The sequence below is a fragment of the Rhodococcus sp. M8 genome (assembly GCF_015654185.1).
Lineage (GTDB): Bacteria > Actinomycetota > Actinomycetes > Mycobacteriales > Mycobacteriaceae > Rhodococcus > Rhodococcus aetherivorans.
In genome coordinates this window covers 79,197-101,056 of sequence record NZ_CP064065.1, presented here as the reverse complement: position 1 = coordinate 101,056, position 21,860 = coordinate 79,197, and the positions used below count along the sequence as shown (strand labels likewise).

At 71.8% G+C, this 21,860-nt stretch carries 18 protein-coding genes and 1 tRNA gene; 9 read left to right on the top strand and 10 right to left on the bottom strand.

The annotated features are described in order from the left end of the window. Positions 1 to 92 precede the first annotated feature (92 nt). A complete protein-coding gene (locus ISO16_RS00450) occupies positions 93 to 926 on the top strand; it encodes a tryptophan-rich sensory protein (RefSeq protein WP_072635015.1) in 834 nt (277 codons plus the stop codon). Here ISO16_RS00450 and ISO16_RS00445 read toward each other — a convergent pair. The 7 genes from ISO16_RS00445 to ISO16_RS00415 are packed head-to-tail and all read right to left on the bottom strand — an operon-like array spanning position 923 to position 9,774. Next, positions 923 to 2,956, bottom strand: a complete 2,034-nt coding sequence (locus ISO16_RS00445) for a cytochrome c oxidase assembly protein (protein WP_072635014.1) — start codon at positions 2,954 to 2,956, stop codon at positions 923 to 925. The genes ISO16_RS00450 and ISO16_RS00445 overlap by 4 nt on opposite strands. A gap of 31 nt (positions 2,957 to 2,987) precedes the next feature. Further along, on the bottom strand, positions 2,988 to 4,208 hold the full coding sequence (locus tag ISO16_RS00440) for a vWA domain-containing protein (RefSeq protein WP_072635013.1): 1,221 nt from the start codon (positions 4,206 to 4,208) through the stop codon (positions 2,988 to 2,990). Then, positions 4,205 to 5,074 carry an AAA family ATPase gene (locus ISO16_RS00435; protein ID WP_065922679.1) on the bottom strand — a complete coding sequence of 290 codons (870 nt, stop codon included), beginning with the start codon at positions 5,072 to 5,074 and terminating at the stop codon, positions 4,205 to 4,207. The genes ISO16_RS00440 and ISO16_RS00435 overlap by 4 nt, the downstream gene beginning before the upstream one ends. 25 nt (positions 5,075 to 5,099) lie before the next feature. After that, positions 5,100 to 5,987 (bottom strand): XdhC family protein, encoded by an 888-nt coding sequence (locus ISO16_RS00430; RefSeq protein ID WP_029543053.1) that lies wholly within the window; start codon positions 5,985 to 5,987, stop codon positions 5,100 to 5,102. Between the two features lie 28 nt (positions 5,988 to 6,015). After that, positions 6,016 to 8,412 carry an aerobic carbon-monoxide dehydrogenase large subunit gene (locus tag ISO16_RS00425; RefSeq protein ID WP_029543052.1) on the bottom strand — a complete coding sequence of 799 codons (2,397 nt, stop codon included), beginning with the start codon at positions 8,410 to 8,412 and terminating at the stop codon, positions 6,016 to 6,018. Continuing rightward, positions 8,409 to 8,888 (bottom strand): (2Fe-2S)-binding protein, encoded by a 480-nt coding sequence (locus tag ISO16_RS00420; RefSeq protein WP_006946620.1) that lies wholly within the window; start codon positions 8,886 to 8,888, stop codon positions 8,409 to 8,411. Before ISO16_RS00420 ends, ISO16_RS00425 begins: the two co-directional genes overlap by 4 nt. 4 nt (positions 8,889 to 8,892) lie before the next feature. Next, on the bottom strand, positions 8,893 to 9,774 hold the full coding sequence (locus tag ISO16_RS00415; RefSeq protein ID WP_072635012.1) for an FAD binding domain-containing protein: 882 nt from the start codon (positions 9,772 to 9,774) through the stop codon (positions 8,893 to 8,895). Between the two features lie 120 nt (positions 9,775 to 9,894). On the opposite strand from ISO16_RS00415, the gene ISO16_RS00410 reads away from it, so the two are divergent. Both ISO16_RS00410 and ISO16_RS00405 read left to right on the top strand, forming a co-directional pair. Beyond that, positions 9,895 to 10,617, top strand: a complete 723-nt coding sequence (locus tag ISO16_RS00410; RefSeq protein ID WP_072635011.1) for a dienelactone hydrolase family protein — start codon at positions 9,895 to 9,897, stop codon at positions 10,615 to 10,617. A 35-nt stretch (positions 10,618 to 10,652) separates the two neighbouring features. Next, positions 10,653 to 10,726: transfer RNA gene (locus tag ISO16_RS00405), tRNA-Arg, on the top strand. 218 nt (positions 10,727 to 10,944) lie between these two features. Here the strand turns inward: ISO16_RS00405 and ISO16_RS00400 are convergent. Beyond that, positions 10,945 to 11,814, bottom strand: coding sequence for an SDR family NAD(P)-dependent oxidoreductase (locus ISO16_RS00400; RefSeq protein WP_072635010.1), 870 nt, complete (start codon positions 11,812 to 11,814; stop codon positions 10,945 to 10,947). Further along, the gene (locus ISO16_RS00395) at positions 11,811 to 12,341 is read right to left on the bottom strand and encodes an NUDIX domain-containing protein (RefSeq protein WP_050035034.1); all 531 of its coding nucleotides are present in this window, start codon (positions 12,339 to 12,341) and stop codon (positions 11,811 to 11,813) included. The genes ISO16_RS00400 and ISO16_RS00395 overlap by 4 nt, the downstream gene beginning before the upstream one ends. A gap of 100 nt (positions 12,342 to 12,441) precedes the next feature. On the opposite strand from ISO16_RS00395, the gene ISO16_RS00390 reads away from it, so the two are divergent. The 6 genes from ISO16_RS00390 (at position 12,442) to ISO16_RS00365 (ending at position 19,346) form a co-directional block, all read left to right on the top strand. Next, positions 12,442 to 12,609 (top strand): hypothetical protein, encoded by a 168-nt coding sequence (locus ISO16_RS00390; RefSeq protein ID WP_006946627.1) that lies wholly within the window; start codon positions 12,442 to 12,444, stop codon positions 12,607 to 12,609. A 141-nt stretch (positions 12,610 to 12,750) separates the two neighbouring features. Beyond that, positions 12,751 to 13,032, top strand: a complete 282-nt coding sequence (locus ISO16_RS00385) for a hypothetical protein (protein WP_072635009.1) — start codon at positions 12,751 to 12,753, stop codon at positions 13,030 to 13,032. A gap of 121 nt (positions 13,033 to 13,153) precedes the next feature. Beyond that, positions 13,154 to 16,405, top strand: a complete 3,252-nt coding sequence (otsB, locus tag ISO16_RS00380) for a trehalose-phosphatase (RefSeq protein ID WP_072635008.1) — start codon at positions 13,154 to 13,156, stop codon at positions 16,403 to 16,405. 301 nt (positions 16,406 to 16,706) lie between these two features. After that, positions 16,707 to 17,798, top strand: a complete 1,092-nt coding sequence (locus ISO16_RS00375) for an IS110 family transposase (RefSeq protein ID WP_195886181.1) — start codon at positions 16,707 to 16,709, stop codon at positions 17,796 to 17,798. A gap of 458 nt (positions 17,799 to 18,256) precedes the next feature. Further along, positions 18,257 to 18,775: a hypothetical protein gene (locus ISO16_RS00370; protein ID WP_072635003.1), complete on the top strand. Its 519-nt coding sequence runs from the start codon at positions 18,257 to 18,259 to the stop codon at positions 18,773 to 18,775. Next, positions 18,762 to 19,346, top strand: coding sequence for a hypothetical protein (locus ISO16_RS00365; RefSeq protein ID WP_072635002.1), 585 nt, complete (start codon positions 18,762 to 18,764; stop codon positions 19,344 to 19,346). The genes ISO16_RS00370 and ISO16_RS00365 overlap by 14 nt, the downstream gene beginning before the upstream one ends. Positions 19,347 to 19,418: 72 nt before the next feature. Here the strand turns inward: ISO16_RS00365 and ISO16_RS00360 are convergent, their stop codons facing one another. Beyond that, entirely contained in the window at positions 19,419 to 21,761 is a 2,343-nt protein-coding gene (locus ISO16_RS00360) for a heavy metal translocating P-type ATPase (protein WP_072635001.1), read from the bottom strand. Positions 21,762 to 21,860 lie beyond the last annotated feature (99 nt).

Here is a 21,860-nt window from a genome sequence, read left to right as displayed (position 1 = left end):
CCTTCCGTCGTCGGTGCCAGGCGCTCAAGTTAACAGCCGAGCCCGAACGGACGGGACGTTTCGGACACGGCGACGCCGGGCATCTTCCGGGGATGACGACTTCCCCGGCGAGCTCGACGCGACCCCAGGCCACCTCCGCCGACCGGCTCCGCGTCGTGGGCGTCGCCGTGTCGGCGATCACCGCGGTCGCCGTCTCCTTCCTGGGATCCGGGGCCGTGGTGGGCACACCGATCTCCGAGGTGGCGGGTGGGGCGCTGTCCGCCGACGCGACGGCGGTGGCGCCGGGCGGTCCGGCGTTCTCGATCTGGTCGGTGATCTACCTGGGCCTGCTGGCGCTCGCGGTGTGGCAGGCCCTGCCCGCGCACCACGCCGACCCTCGCCAGCGGACGCTCGGCCGGTGGATCGCCGCCTCGATGCTGCTCAACGCCGCGTGGATCCTCGTCGTGCAGCTCGAACTGCTCGCGGTCAGCGTCGCGGTCATCGCCGCGCTGCTGGCCGTGCTGGTCCGGATCTTCCTCGGCCTGACCCGCACCGCGCCGTCGTCCCGCCTCGAGGGCGTCGTCGTGGACGGCACCATGTTCCTGTACCTGGGCTGGGTGGCGGTGGCCACGGTCGCGAACACCGCGGCGGCTCTGCGCGCCGCGGAGGTCGACCCGTTCGCGCTGGGCGCCGACACCTGGGCGGTGCTCGTCCTGGTCGTGGTCGCCGCGGTGTCGGTGCTCCTCGCCGTCGCCGGGCACGGGCGGCTCGCCGTCGCCGCGGCCATGGCGTGGGGGCTGGTGTGGATCGCGGTGGCCCGCAGCGGCGACACCGGCTTCACCTCCACCCCGGCCGCCGTCGCGGCCGGCGGCGCGGCGGCCGTCGCGCTGCTCTCCGCGGTCGGCGTGCGACTGCGCACCGAGACCGCGCGGCGCCGGCGACCCTAGTGGCCCTCGCGGTCCCGCCGCGCCAGCTCGGCGAACATCGCGTTGTGGGCGGCGAGATCGGCGTCGTCGTCCCGCTCGGCGGCGCGGTCCACCCGTCGCGCGGTGCGCTCGTCGCTGCGCGACCACTGCACCAGCAGGGCCAGCATCACCAGCACCAGCGGGATCTCCCCGGCCGACCAGGCGATGCTGCCGCCCACCTTCTGGTCGGCGAACAGGTCGCTGTTCCAGGCCAGGCCGAGACCGCGGTAGTAGGACTCGGCCATCACCGTGCCCATGCTCATCAGGGTCACACCGAAGAACGCGTGGAACGGCAGCGAGCCGAACACCATTGCCAGCTTCGTCACCGGCGTCACGTCGCGCGGCGACGGGTCCACGCCGATCACGACCCAGTAGAACAGGTAGCCGCTCATCAGGAAGTGCAGGTTCATCAGCACGTGCGCGGCGTGACTGTCGGCGTTGGCCTCGAAGATCCCGCCCAGGTACAGCGCGTAGAAGCCGCCGACGAACATCACCGACGCGACGACCGGATGGGTGAAGAACCGCGACGGCGGGCTGTGCAGGAACGCCAGGAGCCATTCACGCGGGCCGGGGTAGCCGTCGCGGCCCGCCGGTTTGAAGGCCCGCAGCGCCAGGGTCATCGCCCCGCCGAGGGCGAGCAGCACGGGCGCCAGCATCGACATCGCCATGTGGGCGCCCATGTGCACGCTGAACATCGCCGGCGAGTACATGCCCACGCCCGACGACGTGGCGACCAGCAGCACGAAGCAGCCGGAGAACCAGGCGATCGACCGGCCGACGGGCCAGCTGTCGCCGCGCCGGCGCAGCGTCCACAGCCCGATCGCGTAGCCGACCGCGAGAACCAGGGCGATCGTGCCGAAGATCAGGTCGAAGCGCCACGCGCCGAAGAAGAGGGTGCCGACCGTCGGGGGGCCGTCCAGGTTGTAGCCCAGCTCCACCTCGAGCAGCGACGGCACCGTCGCCGGCGGGGGCGGCGGGGTACGGCCCAGCCCCACGGCCAGTCCGACGGTGGCGGCCAGGATGACGGCCTCGACGGCCGCGAACCGGACGAGCGCGCCCCGGTCGCCGGGGTTCGCCTCGAGCGCGGGCAGCGCGCGGCGCCGCTGCATCCATCCGAGGACGCCCAGGGCGATCAGCGCCAGCGCCTTGGCCAGGACGAGCCGGCCGTAGGTGCTGGTGAGCAACTCGTCGGCCGGCAGCCGCACCGCGGCGTTGACGATGCCGCTCAGGGCCATCACCGCGAAGGCCACCCCGGCGACGAACGAGAACCGGCGGGCGGCGAGGTCGGTGTGCGCGCCGCGGCGCCACCCGTGGGCGAGCAGGGCGAACAGGCCGCCCGCCCACACCGCCGCCGCGACCAGGTGCAGCACCAGGCTGTTGGTGGCCATGTCGTGCGATCCGCCCGACGACGAGTGCCCCGTCAGGGCCAGCGGCATCAGCGTCACCAGGGACAGCAGGAGCAGGTACGGCACCCACGACCAGCGCACCGCGGCGCGGATCAGCACCGCCAGGATCAGGGCGAGCGCCGCCGTCCACGCCCACGCGAGCGCGGTGTCGATCTGCCCGATCGCACCCCACAGGTTCTCCGGCTTCAGCGCCTCGGCCAGCGGCTGCCCGGACGTGTCGGACAGGGTCAGCGGCACCAGCACCGCCGAGCAGAACGCCCAGATCAGGGCGGCGGCGCCCGCGGTGCGCACGGCCCGGTAGCCGTCCACGTCGAGCACCCCGCTGCGCTGCGGCGGCACCAGGAACGCGGCGAAGAACAGCGAACCGACCGCGGCGACGGCCGCGACCTCCGCGATCGCCCGCACCGCGGGCAGCCCGTAGGTGGTGAGCGGACCGGGGTCGGGGATGCCCAGCAGCACCAGCGCCTGCGCGGCGGACAGGCCGACCACGATCGGCGCGACGACCGCGGCGACGAGCCCGAGGAGGACGTACAGTGCCGACGTGTTGCGCCGCCCGGCCGGCGGCGAGGACGTCGGCGCGGCCGACGCGAGCTCGGGTGATGCCATACCTAACAGGGTAGGACCTCGACGAGCGCCGCTACGACGGGCCGTCGGAGACGTGCGCCACCCGGCCGGCGGCCGGGTCGAGATCGAACACCGCGCGCAGGGCATCGAGGGTGTCGGCCGCCAGCAGGGCGTCGCAGTGCGGCAGCGCCGCCGCCATCGGCCCGGTCTCGGGACGGTACCCGGGCCGGCCGGCCCGCGGGTTCAGCCAGATCAGCCGGTGTGCGCGGCGGCGCACCCGCGCGACGGCCCGGCCGAGGGCCTGCGGATCGTCGCTGTCCCACCCGTCGGAGGCGACGAACACGACGGCGCCGCGCAGCAGGTTGCCGTGGTGGGAGGCGAGCAGCGCCTCGAGGCTGCCGGCGATGTGGGTGCCGCCGTAGCGGTCGACGACCGTGTCGTTGGCACGGGCGACCGCGTGCTCGGCGGAGCGGTGCGCCAGGGTCGCGGTGAGCCGGGTCAGGCTCGTGGAGAACGCGAACACCTCGGCGTCGCCGGCGCGCACCGCGGCCCGCATCAGGTGCAGGTAGATGTCGGCGTAGCCGTGCATGGAACGACTCACGTCGCACAGCACCACGATCCGGCGCGGACGGCGGATCGGGCGGGCGCGGCGCAGGCGCACCAGTTCGAACCCGGTGTGCCGGGACGCGTCGAGGGTGGCGCGCACGTCGAGGCGGCCGTGGTGGTGCGGCGTGCGGCGGCGGCCGAGGCGCCGCGGCCAGCGCACCCGGGCCTGCTCGAGCCACTGTCCCAGGGTGCGCAGGTCCTCGGGCCGCAGGTCGGCGAACGGCTGGTCGGCGCGGATCTCGACGGGGCTCGGGGCCCACGGCCCGGGCCGGACCGTCTCGGGCGGTTCGCCGGACCGGCGCGGCCTGCGGGTGTGCCACGGCACGCCCGGCTGCGGCGCCGCCGGCGCCGGGTTCGGCGCCGCACCCTGCACGACGGCGTCGCCGGCACCGACCGTCCCGTCGGGGCCGGTGCGGCGGGCGTGCGGGTCGACGGCGAGGACCTGGTGGTCGAAGACCTCGGCGAACACGGCGTCGAACGCCGCGAGCGCGTCCTGCCGATCGACGAGGGCCACCCGCGCGGTCCAGTACAGCCGGCTGCGGGTGCGCGGCGGGTACAGCCGCAGCGCCCGCACCAAGGTCGCGGCGGCGGTCGCGGCGACGGGCACGCCGGCGCGGCGCAACCGGTCGGTGAGCGCCACGGTGAACGCGGCGAGGTCGACGCCGCGCAGCAGCAGCGCGGTGCTCACGCCCGGTACTCCTCGTACTCGGCACGGATCGTGGTCCGGTCGTCGGGGGTCTTGGCGAGCGCGGTCAGCGTCGCCACCGCGCCCGGGTGGACCAGATCCCCCACCCCGAGCGCGACGAGCGCGGACACCCAGTCGATGGTCTCGGCGATGCCCGGCGCCTTGTCCAGGTCCAGCCGGCGCACGGAGGCGACGAAGTCGGCGGCCGATTCGACGAGCGCGAGATTCGCGGCGGGGACGGTGCGGCGCAGGATCGCGACGGCGCGGTCCCGGTCCGGGTAGTCGATCCAGTGGTAGAGGCAGCGCCGGCGCAGCGCGTCGTGCAGGTCGCGGCTGCGGTTGGAGGTGAGCACGACGATCGGGGGCCGCACGGCGGTGAGGGTGCCCAGTTCGGGGATCGTGACGGAGAACTCGCCGAGGAACTCGAGCAGCAGCGCCTCGAACTCGTCGTCGGCCCGGTCGATCTCGTCTATGAGCAGTACCGGCGCGGTGGGGCCGCGGTGCCGCACGCAGCGCAGCACCGGCCGCTCGAGCAGGAACTCCTCGGTGTAGAGATCGGCCTCGCTCAGGCTCTCACCCCGGGTCTCGGCGAGCCGGATCGCGAGCAGTTGCCGCTGGTAGTTCCAGTCGTAGAGGGCCTCGCTCGCGGCGAGGCCCTCGTAGCACTGCAGCCGGATCAGCTCGGTACCCACGGCGGCGGCGAGGGCCTTGGCGGCGGTGGTCTTGCCGACGCCGGGCTCGCCCTCGAGCAGCAGCGGCCGGCCGAGCTCCACCGCGAGATACAGGGCGGTGGCGGTGCCCTCGTCGAGCAGGTAGTCCTGGTCGTCGAACCGGCGGATGACGTCGTCGACGCCGCCGAACACGCTCATCGGCCGGCTCCCGGGGCCGGTCCCGTCACGAACACGCGGCGTGTTCCTTCTGGTAGGTGCGGCGGCAGCCCGGGCAGCAGAACCACACGTCCGCGCCGGCGTCGGTCAGATGCGGGGTGTCGGCGGTGACGGTGACGGTCATCCCGCACACGGGGTCCACCGCAGTGTGCGGCGGCGCGGCCGGCGCGACGGGCGCACCGAGGCCCTCGCGGCGGATCGCCTGCACCAGTTCGGCGACGATCGACAGCCCGATCTCCGCGGCGGTGCGCGCACCGATGTCGAGACCCGCGGGGGTGTGCACGCGGGCCCGTTCGTCGGGGCGCACCTCGGCCTGCGCGAGCACGTCGGCGCCGCGCCGCCGGCTGGCGACGAGGCCGACGTAGCCGATGCCGGCGTCGAGGGCGGCCCGGATCATCCCGGCCTCCTCGCCGCCGAGGCTCGCGACGACGACGGCGGCGGCGTCGGCGTCGGGGGCGGCGCCCGGGCCGGGGCGGGTGACGGCGAAGTCCAGCCGCGCGGCGATGTCCGCGACGGCCTCGGCCACCGGCGTCGACCCGGAGACGACGAGGATCGGGGTGGGCAGTTGCGGCTCGAGGAAGATCTCCGTCGCGCCGCCGGACAGGCACGGGTTGACCGCGACGGTCGCCCCCGGAGTGTCCGGGAAGGTTTGGGTCGCGCCGGGCAGGACCCGCAGCAGGATGCTCTCCCCCGTGTTCAGGGCCTGCCGCGCGGCGTCGCGCACCGAGGTCTCGGTGCACTGGCCGCCGACGAAGCCCTCGATCGTGCCGTCGTCGAGCACCAGCGCGCAGTCGCCGGCGCGGGCGGACGTCGGCCGCTGGGCGCGCACCACCGTGGCGCGGACGAACGCCCGTCGCCGGCGGGTCAGTTCCGCGGCGCGCACCGTCAGATCCATGTGGCTCTCCCTGGTTCGGGCCGGTCGGTCAGATCGGCGGGGTGGGCCGGCCCTGCATCGCCTCCCACACCCGCGACGGGGTCAGCGGCATGTCGGCGTGCCGCACCCCGAAGGGGCGCAGCGCGTCGACGACAGCGTTGACCACCGCGGGCGGCGAGCCGACGGTCGCGGACTCGCCGATGCCCTTCGCGCCGATCGGGTGGTGCGGCGACGGGGTGACGGTGAAGCCGGTCTCGAAGTGGGGCACCTCCATCGCCGTGGGGATCAGGTAGTCCATGAGCGAGCCGCCGAGGCAGTTACCGTCCTCGTCGAACTCGATCATCTCCATCAGTGCCATGCCGATGCCGTCGACGATCCCGCCGTGCACCTGCCCCTCGATGATCATCGGGTTGATGCGGGTGCCGCAGTCGTCGACGGCGAGGAACCGGCGCACCGTCACCTCCGCCGTCCCGGGATCGATGTCGACGACGCAGAAGTACGCCCCGTACGGGTAGGTGAGATTCTCGGGGTTGTAGCAGATCTGCGCCTCGAGTCCGCCCTCGACGCCCTCGGGCAGATCGCCGGCGCCGTGCGCCCGCATCGCGATGTCCTGAATGGTCACCGACGCGGTCGGATCGCCCTTGACGTGGAAGGCGCCCTTGACCCAGTCGAGGTCGGCGACGGACACCTCGAGCATGCCGGAGGCGATGATCCGGGCCTTGTCGCGCACCTTGCGGGCGACGAGGGCGGCGGCCGCGCCGGAGACCGGGGTGGACCGGCTGCCGTACGTGCCCAGACCGAACGGGGTGTTGTCGGTGTCACCGTGCACGACGTCGATGTCCTCGGGTGGGATGCCCAGTTCCTCGGCGACGATCTGCGCGAACGTGGTCTCGTGACCCTGCCCCTGGGTCTGCACCGACAGCCGCACCACCGCCTTGCCGGTGGGGTGCACGCGCAGCTCGCAGCCGTCGGCCATGCCGAGGCCGAGGATGTCCATGTCCTTGCGGGGGCCGGCGCCGACGGCCTCGGTGAAGAACGCCACGCCGATGCCCATCAGCTCGCCACGCGCGCGCCGTTCGGCCTGCTCGCGGCGCAGTTCGTCGTAGCCGACCATCTCCACGGCCTTGCGCAGGGTGGCTTCGTAGTCGCCGGAGTCGTATTTCCAACCGGTCTTGCTCGTGTACGGGAACTGTTCGGGGCGAAGCAGATTCCGCAACCGCAGCTGCACCGGATCCAGCTCGAGGTCGTAGGCGAGGCAGTCCACGAGCCGCTCGACGAGGTAGACGGCCTCGGTGATGCGGAACGAGCACGCGTAGGCCACGCCGCCGGGCGCCTTGTTGGTGTAGACGGCGGTCATGTGGCAGTAGGCGGCCTCGATGTCGTAGCTGCCGGTGAACACCCCGAAGAACCCGGCCGGGTACTTCACCGGGGCGGCGGTGCCGTTGAACGCGCCGTGGTCGGCGAGGACCTGGGTGCGGATCGCGAGGATCTTTCCCTCCCGGGTCGCGGCGATCTCGCCGACCATCACGTAGTCGCGCGCGAAGCCGGTGCTCACCAGGTTCTCGCTGCGGTCCTCCATCCACTTGACCGGCTTGCCGGTCACGAGCGAGGCGACGATCGCGCACACGTACCCGGGATAGATGGGCACCTTGTTGCCGAACCCGCCGCCGATGTCCGGGGCGATCACCCGGATCTTGTGTTCGGGCAGTCCGGCGACGAGGGCGTAGAGGGTGCGGTGGGCGTGCGGCGCCTGACTGGTCGACCAGAGCGTGAGCTTGCCGCTGATGCGGTCGTAATCGGCCACGGCGCCACAGGTTTCCATGGGCGCCGGGTGCACGCGGGGATAGACCATCTCCTGCCGGGCGATCACGTCGGCCTTCGCGAACGCGGCCTCGGTGGCGGCGGCGTCCCCGGTTTCCCAGTCGAAGCAGTGATTGTCGGTCTTGCCCTCGAGGTCGGTGCGGATCACAGGCGCCTCGGGCGCGAGCGCGCGGCGGACGTCGACGACCGGGTCGAGGATGTCGTACTCGACGTCGATGAGCTCGAGGGCGTCGCGCGCCGAGTAGCGGTCGTCGGCGACGACGAAGGCGACCTCCTGGCCCTGGAAGCGGACCTTGTCGGTGGCGAGGACGGCCTGGACGTCGTTGGACAGGGTCGGCATCCACGCCAGGCCCTTGTCCGCGAGGTCGGCGCCGGTGACGACGGCCCTCACCTTCGGGTGGGCCTGCGCGGCGGTGGTGTCGATGCCGAGGATCTTCGCGTGGGCGACGGGTGAGCGCAGGATCGCCAGGTGCAGCATGCCCGGCAGCTGCACGTCGTCGACGAAGCGGCCGTGGCCGCGGATGAAGCGCGGGTCCTCCTTGCGCAGCATGCGCCCGTGACCGCACGGCTTCTTGTCGTTGTCGACGGTGTCGAGCAGCTCGGGGGTGGGGTCGACGGCGGTCATGACGGCGCCTTCTCGGTGACGGGGTGCTCGGCGGCCCAGCGGATGGACCGCACGATGGTGGTGTAGCCGGTGCAGCGGCAGATCTGCCCGGAGATCGCCTCGCGGATGGTCTGCTCGTCGGGGTCCGGGTTGCGGTCGAGCAGGGCCCGGGCGGTGATCATCATGCCGGGGGTGCAGAAGCCGCACTGCAGCCCGTGGCAGCGCATGAAGCCCTCCTGCACGGGGTCGAGCACGCCGTCGCGCTCGAGTCCCTCGACCGTGCGCACGTCGTGGCCGCTCGCCATGACGGCGAGCATGGTGCACGACTTGACGGGCTCGCCGTCGACCGCGACGACGCAGGTGCCGCAATTGCTGGTGTCGCAGCCCCAGTGCGTGCCGGTCAGGCCGAGGTGATCGCGCAGGAAGTGGACGAGCAGCAGCCGCGGTTCCACCTCGGCACTGACCTCGTCACCGTTGACGGTCATCGAAACACGCATCGGGTCAACCCCTTTCGGAGGTGGTGAGCCGCTCGACGGCGCGCCGCAGGGTGCGCACCGTGAGCTCCGCGGCGAGGTGGCGTTTGTAGTCGACGGTGCCGCGCTGGTCCGCGACCGGGTCGCTGGCGGCGGCGGCGAGTTCGCCGGCCTCGCGGTAGAGGTCCTCGGACGGCGTCGCGCCGCGCAGCCGGTCGGAGATGCCGGCCAAAGCCTGCGGATCCGCCCGGAGCGCGGTGAGACCGACGCGGGCGTCGTCGATGGCCCCGTCGCCCATCCACACGGCGGCGCCGGCCGCGGCGATCGCCCAGTCCCCCGTTCGTCGCTCGACCTTGGCGTAGGCGCTCGACCCGCGGCCCCGTCGCGGCAGCCGGACCTCGACGAGCAGTTCGTTGGGGGCGGCGGTCGTCTCGTAGGGGCCGAGATGGAACTCGTCCATCGTCAGCGTCCGGCTGCCGTGCGGACCGCGCAGCACGACCGAGGCGTCGAGGACGTCGCACACGGTGGACAGGTCCTCGGCGGGGTCGGCCTGGCACAGCGACCCGCCGATCGTGCCGCGGTTGCGCACGACGGGATCGGCGATGACCCGTTCGGCGTCGCGGAAGATCGGGAAGATCTCGGCGAGCGCCTCGCTTTCGAGGAGTTCGCGGTGCCGCGCCAGCGCGCCGATCCGCACGACGTCGGGCTCGACGGCGATGTAGGCGAGCTCGCCGGCCAGGTCGTTGATGTCGATCAGGCATTCGGGGGCGGCGAGCCGCAGTTTCATCATCGGCAGGAGACTGTGCCCGCCCGCGACGACCCGGGCTTCCTCGCCGCGTTCGTCGAGGAGTGCGATGGCGTGATCGATGCCGGTGGCGCGCTCGTATTCGAAAGCCGAAGGTACTTGCATGTGGCATACCTCACATTTCAGCTACCTACGGAGTGTATGCCCGCGCTTGCGGCGCGACGGGCGGATTCGCCGCCCGATAGATTCGGACGCACACACCCGGCCGGAAGGACGTCTGCCCGAATGAACGAGATCCGCATCTCCGTCGTCGCGGTCGGGCCGCTGCAGGCCTACCTCGCGGCGCCCCGGGACGGCAGCGGCGTGGGCATGGTGCTGCTGCCGATGATCACCGGAATCGGCGCGCAGGTGCGCGAGTACGCCGAGGACATCGCAGCCACCGGGATCACCGCGCTGGTGTGGGATCCGTTCCACGGCCCGAACGCCGACGACACCCCGAGGGAACGCCTCTACGAACTCATGAACGGCCTCGACGACGATGCCGCGCTCGCCGAGATCCGCGGGCTGACCGACCACCTGCTGGGCGAGCTCGGCGCCGAACGCGTCGGCGTGCTCGGTTATTGCCTCGGAGGGCGCCTCGCGCTGCTCGCCGGCGCGCGCGACGAGCGGCTTGCGAACGTGATCGCCTACCATCCGTCGATCCCGGCCGTCCCGGCCGCGAACCACACTCACGACACCGTCGCCGACGCCGCGCGCATCGCCGCACCGGTGATGGTGCTGCACGCCGGCGCCGACACGATCATGACGGCCGACGTGTTCGCCGACCTGCAGCGGTCGCTGCTGTCCCGCACCTCGGGCGCGACGATCGTGCACGTCTACCCCGGCGCCGAACACGGCTTCAGTACCCGCGCCCGGCACGGCAAGCCTGTCAACGCCGACGCGTACGCCCTGTCGTGGCCGCAGGCGCTGAACTTCATGGCGCAGACCCTCGCCGCGGGCCGCCGGTGAGGGCCGCCGCGGCGAGCGGTTAAGATTCTGGCCGCGCCTCCGTAGCTCAGCTGGATAGAGCAAGAGCCTTCTAATCTCTAGGTCGCAGGTTCGAGTCCTGCCGGGGGCACTGTGACACTGCCGGCCTCCGGCCGGGGTGCGCCTGCAGGGTTCGAACAAGATCCACGAAGGCGCACTGGGACACTGCCGGCCTCCGGCCGGGGTGCGCCTGCTGGGTTCGAACAAGATCCACGAAGGCGCATCACACTCCACTCAGCGCCCGTAAGCACTGCACGGAGATCTCGCGTCCTCGCGGGGCCGGCCACGTCCCACCTTCGGCGCGACAGGTCAGGCGAGACCGGTGAGATGCTCGGCGATCGTCCAGAACCGTCCGGCCTGGGCAACGTCGTGGGACTGCGCGCTGGAGTCGATCTCGTGACACTCGCCGAAGAACTTTCCGCCCACCCCGTCGAGCGACGGGTCGACCGCCGTGAACACCAGCGAATCGGTGGCTGCATCGACGGACGTGGCGAAGGGCATGTGCGGCAACACGTGCGCCATGAACAGCCGCATCAGACCGCGGGTGCTCGCAGCAGCGGTGGTGGGCACGAAACCGGGACACACGGCGTTCGCAGTGATCGGCCGCCCGGCGAGGCGGCGCTGGAGCTCGTAGGTGAACCACATCACCGCCAGCTTGGAATTCTTGTATGCCCGCTCGGGGTTGTAGCCGTGCTCGAGCTGGACGTCGGCGAATTCGAAGTCCACCGGCGCTCCGCGGGATCCGGGCAGGTGCAGCCGCGAGCCGACGGTGACGACACGCGCCGACGGGCTGCGCTCGAGTGCGGGCAGGAGCAGGGCGGTGAGCAGGAACGGAGCCAGGACGTTGACGGCGAGGGTCTCCTCGTACCCGTCGACGGTGAGCCGGCGTTCCTTGCTCGTCTGCAGGATGCCGGCGACATGCAACAGCACGTCGATCGGTTCGCCCCGCTCGGCTTCCGCGACGCCGAAGGACCGGACCTGCTCCAGAGAAGACAGATCGACCCAGCGCGGCTCGACCCGAGCGTCGGGATCCGTCCGCTGTATCGCTTCGGTTGCGTCCTCCGCGGCAGCGCGGGTTCGCGCGGTGAGCAGGACGCGATGTCCCCGAGCGGCGAGCTTCTCGGCCGTGGCCCGGCCGAGCCCCCGCCCTCCTCCGGTGACGAGCACGGTCTTGCTCATGTGCCCGGTTCCTCCGTTCCTGCACCGGGCACCGGCGGACCGGACGCGAACGACCGGCCGGCAGCGTGCACGCGCTCGCCGAGCCGGGCGAGGATCGGGCGTTGCCCCTTCACGAGCTTGATGGCCGCGACGGCGGGCGGAAACCAGCGAGCGTCGTCCACCTCGGGAAAGCTCTGCACCTTTCCGGACCGCGGCGGCCACTCCAGGTCGAAGGTGTTGCTGCCGACGAAGGCCAGATCGTCGGCGGTCTCACCGGCGTAGACGGTGACGATCTTGCCGGAGGGCTGCTTGAACCGCCCGAGCATCTCGTAGTTAACCTGGGGCGCGGGCATCCCGCATTCTTCCTCGAACTCGCGCAAGGCCACGGCGAACGGGTCTTCGTCGTCGCCGTAGACCCCCTTGGGGATCGACCAGGCCGCCTCGTCCTTGCCGACCCAGTACGGCCCGCCCGGGTGCACGATCCACACCTCGAGCACGCCGTCGGCGTCGATCCGGTACAGCAGAAGGCCGGCGCTGGTCACTGCCATCGCTCCCCCTTCCCGTCGCCGTACGCTCCCGCCCCACACGGTAGTTCTTCCGGGCACACTGAGACCCGGCAAGCGCGCCCCCGAACCGGAAGGACTCTCGATGACCGATACGACCGGCGACCATCCCGTCACCGCCCGCGCGAACGGACCCGGCGTCGTGCTCGACCTGCCGGAAGGCCTCGGCGTCGCCCTCGACATCGTGCAGGCGAAGGCACTGCTGGACCAGCTGCAGGCGGCGATCGAGGAGGCCGAGCGGTTGGAGGACTGAGACCGGATACATACGTACCGGTTCGTGCGAACGCCTGCGCGCCGGGCACCCACCGGTGATCATCGAGAGCGGGCTTCGGCAGAGTTCAGGGTCGCGACGGTGTGCCAGCGCCCGGACCGTTCCCACGCCGAAGGAGTCCGCGTGTCGAAGAACGTCGCCCACAGGGCCGCAGCACTCGCCGGTCTCGTCGTCGCCCCGATCGTCCTGGGGGCCACCGTGGGAGCCGGAACGGCCGCCGCCGCGCCGTGGCACATCGGTCCGCTCTACCGCGCCGAGTTCGCCGGACCGGACGGCGACGCCGTCTGCCCCAAGGCCGAGGCGTTCGATCGGTCCATCGGCGCCGTCGTCCTCGTCTCCTGTTCGTGGGACCCTACGGCGAACGCCTGGTTCTACGTCGTCTTCAACCCGAGGACCTGGTCGTAGCCTGCACCGAAACGGACTGCACGCCGCCGGTCCCGTCATAGAATGGGGAACCCCTTGTGGGCCTGTCCTGCAACGGTGCGGAGGGACAGACTGCCATGCACTCATCATCCGAGCCGAGCCGATGACCACCCCCACGGTCGAACCGCGCCCCCGCGAGCGCCGGCTGTCGGAAATCCCGGACGCCTTGGCATCTCGTCACCAGGCGACCGCCATCCTGCGCACCCGGCGCTACGCCGTGTTCCTGGACTTCGACGGCACCCTCGCCCACCTCGTGAACGATCCCACCGCTGCCACCCTGGTCGAGGGCGCGGCGAAAGAGCTTGCCCGGCTGGCCCGCTACTGCCCCGTCGGCGTGATCAGCGGCCGCGACGTGACCGACGTGCAGGCACGGGTCGGCGTGCCCGGGCTCTGGTATGCGGGTAACCACGGTTTCGAACTCGTCGGGCCGGACGGCGAGTACCACCGGAACGATGCCGCCGTCCCCGCGGTGCCCGAGCTCGAGCGAATCGCCGGCGCCCTGCGGGACCGCCTGGCCGGCGTGCCCGGCGTTCTGGTGGAGCACAAGCGTTTCGCCGTGGCAGTTCATCACCGCAACGTCGCCGAGGACCGGATCGAGGAGGTCGTCGCAGCGGTGCACGATGCGGCCGACCGGGACGGCCGGCTCCGCGTCACGAGCGGACGCAAGGTCACCGAGCTCCGCCCCGATGTGGACTGGGACAAGGGGCGGGCGGTGGCCTGGGTGCTCGAGCACCTCCGCGGCGCAGAGGACCCGATGCCGGTCTACATCGGCGACGACCTCACCGACGACGACGCGTTCGGCACCCTGACATCGACCGGGATCGGCATCGTCGTGCGCTACAGCGAGGAAGGCGATCGGCGGTCGACGGCACAATTCGCGGTCGACGGTCCGGACCGGGTTCGTGAGCTACTAGAGCGGCTGGCGGATCTGCTCGGCAGCGACCCGGGGATCGCGCCGCCCCCCGACGACGCCTGGACGATGTTCTTCGAGGGCTACGACCCGCTCACCGAGAAGCTGCGCGAGGCCCTCTGCACCGTCGGGAACGGCTTCTTCGCCACCCGAGGCTGCGCGCCCGAATCCCGCGCGGACGGCGTGCACTACCCCGGCACCTATGTGGCCGGCATCTTCAACCGTCTCCAGGACGAGGTGGCGGGGAGTGCCATCGACCACGAGAGCCTGGTGAACCTGCCGAACTGGTTGCCGGTGACCTTCCGGGTCGACGGCGGGCAGTGGTTCGACCTCGACACCGCAGAGCTGCTCGACTACCGCCAATACCTCGACCTCCGCCGCGCCGTCCTCATCCGGCGGTTCCGATTCCGCGACGCGGCGGGGCGCACCACGTCGGTGCGGCAGCGGCGCCTGGTTGCCATGCATCTGCCGCACGCCTGCGCCCTCGAGACGACGATCGTGGCCGAAGACTGGTCGGGCCGGCTCGAGATCCGCTCGCTGCTGGACGGCGCGGTCCGGAACTCCCTCGTCGAGCGCTATCGCGACCTCGCCGACCAGCACCTCGAGCCGCTGCAAGCCACCGCGCTGTCCGTCGACTCGGTGCTGCTGGCGGTGCAGACCAACCAGTCGCGGATACCGGTGGCGATGGCGGCCCGGAACACGGTGTGGTGCGACGGGGAGCCCGTTGCCGGCGAGTACCGGCTGGTCGACGGCGACGATCGGATCGGACACGACATCACCGTCGACGTCGAGACGGACCGGCCCGTGACGCTGGAGAAGATGGTGGCGGTGTTCACCGGGCGCGATCAGGCGGTCTCCGAGCCGGCCGACGAAGCCGCCCGCTGGCTTCCCCGGCTGGGCCGGTTCGACGAATTGCTCGACGGCCATGTGCTCGCCTGGGGATATCTGTGGGACCACCTGGGCATCGAGTACGAGGGTCCGGGCCACGGCCACGCCCTGCGAGTCCTCCGGTTCCATCTTCTGCACCTGCTGCAGACGGTCTCCGCGAACACCGCCGACCTCGACGTGGGCGTGCCGGCACGGGGGTTGCACGGCGAGGCGTACCGCGGGCACGTCTTCTGGGACGAGCTGTTCGTGTTCCCGGTGCTGAACCTGCGGCTGCCCACGCTGACCCGGTCGTTGCTGCGCTACCGCTACCGCCGCCTGCGGGAGGCCCGCCGGATGGCGCGCGAAGCCGGTCACCGCGGTGCGATGTTCCCGTGGCAGTCGGGCAGCGACGGCCGCGAGGAGAGCCCGCAACTGCACCTCAATCCCAGATCCGGCCGCTGGAACCCGGACCCCAGCCGACGCCAGCACCACACCGGCATCGCGATCGCCCACAACGTGTGGCAGTACTACCAGGTGACCGGCGACCTGGAGTTCCTGATCGAGTACGGCGCCGAGATGCTCGTGGAGATCGCCCGCTTCTACGCCGATCTCGCGTCCTACGACGAGGAACGCGGACGGTACAGCATCCGCGGCGTCATCGGCCCCGACGAGTTCCATTCCGGCTACCCCGACGCACCGTACGACGGAATCGACAACAACGCGTACACCAACGTCATGTCGGTCTGGGTGATCCTGCGCGCCCTCGAGGCGCTCGAGCTGATCCCGCTGCAGATCCGCTCGTACCTGACCCAGGCCCTGGGGCTGCACGCGCAGGAGACGGCGCGCTGGGAGGACGTCACCCGCAGAATGTTCGTCCCGTTCCACGATCGTGTCCTCAGCCAGTTCGAGGGGTACGAACGCCTCGCCGAACTGGACTGGGACGGCTACCGGCGGCGCTACGGCGACATCCAGCGCCTCGACCGGATCCTCGAGGCCGAGGGCGACGACGTCAACCGCTACCAGGCGTCGAAGCAGGCCGACGTGCTGATGCTGTTCTATCTGCTGTCCTCCGACGAACTGCGGGAACTGCTCGAACGGCTCGGCTACCGGTTCCCGAACGAGGACATCCCGCGGACCATCGACTACTATATGGCGCGAACGTCGCACGGTTCCACCCTGAGCGGGGTCGTCCATTCCTGGGTGCTGGCACGCGCCCACCGGGACGAGGCCGTCGACTTCTTCTACCAGGCGCTGAGAGCCGACATCGCCGATATCCAGGGCGGCACCACGATGGAGGGCATCCACCTGGCGGCCATGGCTGGCAGCGTCGATCTGTTGCAGCGGTGCGTCCCCGGCCTCGAGACCCGGGGCGACCGGCTCGTGTTCGCCCCGCAGTGGCCCGAACCACTCGGTGCCCTCGAATTCCCGATCTTCTACCGGGGGCACCGCCTTCGCCTGCGCATCAGCGGCACAGAGGTGCAGGTGAGCGCCGGTCCCGGGATGCAGGCGCCGATCGAGATCGAATGCCGCGGCCGGGTCGCCCAACTGCACCCGGGGGGCACGGTTCGCCTGAGCTAGACGATATGGAGTGACGCACGACTTGCCGTGAGCTCGCTTTCGTGGGGATCGGCGTCCCCCTCGGTCGAGTGATGACGCGCCCCCCGGCACGCGGTCGATGTCAACGTCGTTCATGCTCGCTGCGCTGCGCGTGCTCCACGTTGACATCGCGGCCGGCGCCGGGGCGGGTCGGCGAGGACCGAGGGGGACGCCGGAGCTGGTGGTCCGCTCTTGCAGGCCGAGGCCTCACGCACAAGATTCGTGGGTTACCGAGCAGACGAACCTGCCTGCCCGGCCTATCCGACAATTGTGGGAGGCCCCGGTGTTCACCGAGCGTACGAGCGTTGGACTGGACGTGCACGCACGTTCGGTCGCGGCAGCAGCCATCGACAGCGTCACAGGACGGGTGTTCCAGACCAAGTTGACGCCGTCCTACGAGCACATCCGCTCCTGGCTCACGGACCTACCGGGGCCGGCGGCGGTGGTCTACGAGGCCGGACCGACCGGCTTCGGATTGTATCGGGATCTGTCCGCGGCCGGGATCCGGTGTGAGGTCGCCGCCCCGTCGAAGCTCCAGAAACCCGCCGGGGACCGGGTCAAGACCGATGCCCGTGACGCTCTGCACCTGGCCCGGCTGCTGCGTCTGGACGAGGTCACCTCGGTGGCGATCCCGACCGTCGATCAGGAAGCGGCCCGGGACCTGGTGCGGGCCCGGGAGGATTGTCGTGGGGATTTGATGCGGGCGCGCCATCGTCTGTCGAAACTGCTGCTCCGCCACGGCCTCGTCTACTACGGCGGCGCGGCCTGGACCGGAGCGCACGACCGGTGGCTGCGCACCGAAGCAGCACCGCAGCTGACCTGGCCGGCGACGAGGATGGCGTTCGAGGCCGACTACGAGCACGTGCTCACGATGCGGGCCCGGCGCCGGCGACTCGACACGGCGATCGAGGAGATGGCCGCGGCCAGCGAGTTCACCCCGGTCGTCCACCGGATGTGCTGTCTGCGTGGAGTTTCCACCTTGACCGGCTTCGCGTTGGCGGTGGAGATCGGTGACTGGACACGGTTCACCGGCAATACGATCGGTTCGTTCGTCGGATTGGTGCCCTCGGAACAGTCCTCCGGTGCGTCGCGGGTGCAAGGGTCGATCACCAAGACCGGGAACACCCACGCCCGCCGGTTGCTGGTGGAAGCGGCCTGGCATCATCGACCGCGCTATCGCGTGGGGTCGGTGCTGCGGTCGCGGTGGGAGCAGGCGCCGGCCGCGGCCCGTGTCCGCGGCGACGAGGGTAACCGTCGCCTGCACGGCCGGTGGGTGGGGTTTCTCGAACGCCGCAAACGACCCGTGACAGCGAATGTGGCGATCGCCCGTGAGTTGGCGGGGTGGTGCTGGTCGTTGGCGGTGATGGACTGCTGAAGCAATCTCCTGATCTGCTTTGCCGACGAGTTCGGTGGTGACAGCGCGTGGATCGACCCGCGATCGGCACTATGAGCAGGTCCTCGGGGCCGACGCTCGACTCTAGACACGCGGATGCGATCCAGCCGAAAATTCCGTCCTGCGGTACCCAACCCGCGTATATCAGTCTGACCGCGCGTCGCTGAGCGACACGCTCACCGCAGGATTCGTCGACGAAGCGCCGGAGGCGCCCCCGGGGTCGCTCCCCGGAGGCGCCTCACTCTGCTCTCTTGACAACTTTCCCTACATATCAGTGCGACGACGACGAACCCGCGACCGAGGGCAGGGCGTCGGGCCTTCGCCGCGTCGGCATCGCCCGTGCGGCGTCGCTGGGGACCTACGGCCCTGGAACGAGCACGGTTCCGCGGTTCACGATGAGAGGGGCCCGCTTCCGCGGGCCGTGGTCAGGAGGACGGGCCGTGGAGTCTGCTGCCTCGTACGTCCGGAAGCAGGCCGTCGTCACCGGCCTGGTGAACGTCGTCGTCAATCCGCTGCTGGCGTGGGCGGGCAAGCGCGGCACGTCGTTCGTGCCGCTGTGGTCGGCCGACGGGATCGTCGTCGACATCGCGCTGACCGCGATCATCCTCTCCGTGCTCGTCTCCTGGTTCTCCGCTGCCGGGGTGCGACGGGCGTTGCGCGCAGGGCTCGATGCGACCACCGCCGACGCCCCGCAGGCCGGTCGGGGGCTGGCGCGATTGCCGTCCGGCACCTGGTCTCTGGGCCTGTCGCTCGGGGTGGCGGCCGCGGCCGTCTCCGTGCTCGCGATCTGGGTGCTGCACCTCCTCGGTGTGTCCGGACTGTCGACGGGATGGTTCCTGGTACTGAAGGCCGTCTACGGCGGTGTCCTCGGCTACCTCGTCGCGCGCTGGGTGATGGTCCGGCAACTGTCGGCGACTCGAACCGCGCAGCTCCCGAGGAGCAACAATGCCGGACGGTGAATCCACCGCGACCGAACGGCAGCTGCCGGTCTTCGAGCAGCGGGTCGTACGCGCGCGGGTGGTCGACGCCCCGGCCGGGGACACGTTCGCCGCGATCCGCCGCATCGACTTCATGCGGTCCCCGGTGATCGCCGCCCCCAATCTGGCCCGGATGGCCTTCGACGCCGTGCGCGCGCCGCGGCGTCGGGAGGTGCGGGCGCACCGCTCGGTCCGCCTCGGTGACCTGATCGGTCCGCAGGGCGGCTTCGAGGTGGTCGCCGAGGAACCGGGGCGGGAACTCGTGCTCGGCTTCGTCGGCCGGTGGTGGGAGCCGGGTTACGGCCGCGTCGACTGGGATCCCGGGGCGCCCCTGTCGAGCATCGCGGTTCCCGAATGCGGGGTCGGCACATGGAGTTTCACCGTCCTGCCGTACGACGCGCAGACCTGCGTCCTGCTCACCGAGATCCGGGTGCACGGCACCGACGAAAAGGCCCGCAGACTCTTCCGCCGCTACTGGACGGCGGTCGGGCCGTTCGTGCGGGCCATGGCACGGCCGACTCTGTCGATGATCGCGGCCGAAGCCCGGCGCTGACCGGCCGTCCCACCGCGAACGTCGCACCGGCAGAACCGGATACGTACGGCCGCAGCCGTCCGCCCGGGCCGGTCATGCCGAGCCGTCCGCCCGTTCGGCCTCGGGCGCGAGGGTGAAGTAGTTCTCCTCCTCCTGCACGAAGTGCAGCCGCAGCAGCGCGTATAGCCCGTACAGGCAGGCGAGCAGGTCGTCGCACTGGTCCGGTCGCAGCCCGCCGGCGGCGTCGGCCTGCGCCAGGTGCGTGCGCAGGCGGCGGCTGAGCCGGTCGATCTCGGCATGCATCCGGCTCATTGTCGCGGTCGCCTCCCCGCTGCCGAGCGGCACCGCGAGCGCCGGGTACAGCTCGCTGTCCTCGGCCTGCTCGTGCGGCAGCAGCGTGTCGAACAGGAACGCGTCGACGCGGCGCAGCGCCGTGTGGGCGGCGGGCCGATCGCCGGACGCGAGCAGCTGGGCGGTGTCGCGCAGGATCGACAGCTCGTCACGCAGGACGTCGTGTTCGGCCGAGAACCGGTGCAGCATCGCCTCGGTGTCGTCGGGCAGGGCCAGCTCCCGGTCCCGGTCGCCGTGCAGGGCGCGCAGGGCGTTGAGGATCACCGCGACGTCGATGCCCTCCTGCAGCAGCGCACCCACCGCGGGAGGCAGGTAGCCGAACGCGGCGAAGCCCATGGCGACCAGCGACAGGCCCATGCCGACGGTGGCGCTCTGCACGGCGATGCGCCGGGAGCGGCGCGCGATCTCCATGGCATCGGCGAGCCGGTCGAGGCGGTCGGTGGTGAGCACGATGTCCGCCGCCTCCGAGCTCGCCGTGGATCCGCGGGCGCCCATCGCGACGCCGACGGTCGCGGCGGCGAGGGCGGGGGCGTCGTTGACGCCGTCGCCGACCATCACCGTCACCGCCGACTCCCGCTCGGCACGCACACCGTTCACCTTGTCCGCCGGGGTCTGCTCGGCATAGACCCCGTCGAGGCCGAGGACGGACCCGATCTCCTCGGCCGGTTCGCGACGGTCGCCGGTGAGCATGACCAGCCGGTCCAGCCCGGCCGAGCGCAGCCGCCGCAGCGTGCGGGCGGCGTCGCGGCGCAGCGGGTCCACGAGCAGCAGGGCGCCGGCCAGGTCGCCGTCGACGGTGACCCAGGCGACGACGGCGCCGTCGAGCGCGGCACGGCTGAGCACCGCCCGGGCCCAGCCGGGCGCGTCGGCGGGCAGCGGCAGGCTGCCGACGGTGACGCGCCGGCCGTCGACGGTCGCGGCCACGCCGGTGCCGGCCTGCTCGGCGACGTCGGTGGGCAGCGACAGGGTCAGCCCGCGCATCTTCGCCTCCTGCACGATGGCCTCGGCGAGCACGTGCGGGGAGAGCTGGTCGGCGGACGCCGCCAGGCGCAGCAGCTCGGCGCCGTCGCCCCCGGGTGCGGTGACGATGTCGGCGCCGGCGGGCCGGCCGCTGGTGAGCGTGCCCGTCTTGTCCATCACCAGCGTCGTCGCGTGCCCGAGGTTCTCGAGTGCGCCGCCACTGCGGATCACCACCCCCAGGCGCGAAGCGCGGGAGAGACCGGAGACGATCGCGACGGGCGCGGCGAGCAGCAGGGGGCACGGGGTGGCCACCACCAGCACGGCGACGGCACGGGTCGCCGACCCGCTGAGCAGCCACGCGAGCCCCGCCACCGTCAGCGACAGCGGCAGGAACCACGCGGCGACCCGGTCCGCGATCCGCACCACCGGGGCGCTCTCGGCGGCGGCCTCGCGGGCCAGGCGCACGATGCCGGCGTAGGTGCTTTCCTCGGCGGTGGCACGGGCGTGGATCTCGAAGGCGCCGCCGGCAGCGACGACGCCGCTGCGCACGGCCTCCCCGGTGCGGCGCTGCACGTGCATCGGCTCGCCGGTGAGGACGGACTCGTCGAGCACCGCGAGTTCGGACGTGATCCAGCCGTCGACCGGCACCACCTCGCCCGGCCCGACGACCAGGGTGTCCCCGGGTACGACGTCGCCGAGCGGCACCACCTGCACCTCGTCGCCGACGCGGCGGCGCGCGGTGTGCGGGGCGTGCTCGAGCAGGGCGCGCAGGTCCTTGGTGGCGCGGCGTTCCGCGGCGGCGTCGAGGGCCTGCCCCGACGCGAGCATCACGCCGATCAGCGCCCCGGCGACGTACTCGCCGACCAGCAGGGTGCCGACCAGGGAGAGCACCGCGATCAGGTCCACCCCGACGCGGCCGCGGCGCAGCGCGTCGATCACCCACCAGGTCGCGGGCACGATCGCGACGACGGTGCCGGCGATCCAGCAGGCGTCGGCGACGGCGTGGGCGCCGAGAAGCCAGGCGATGCCCCCGGCCGTCAGGGCGGTGAGGGTGACGGCGAGCAGCGCGGGTTCGAAGGCGCGGCGCAGCCGCTCCCGCCGCGTGGATTCCGGTTGTGTCGCCACTGCCGCACTCCCCCGTTCCGCACCGGTGCCGATGTCACCTCCCACCGTGCCACCACCAGCCGTCGGCCGGGTAGGGACGGAGGTCCGTCGACGGGTCCG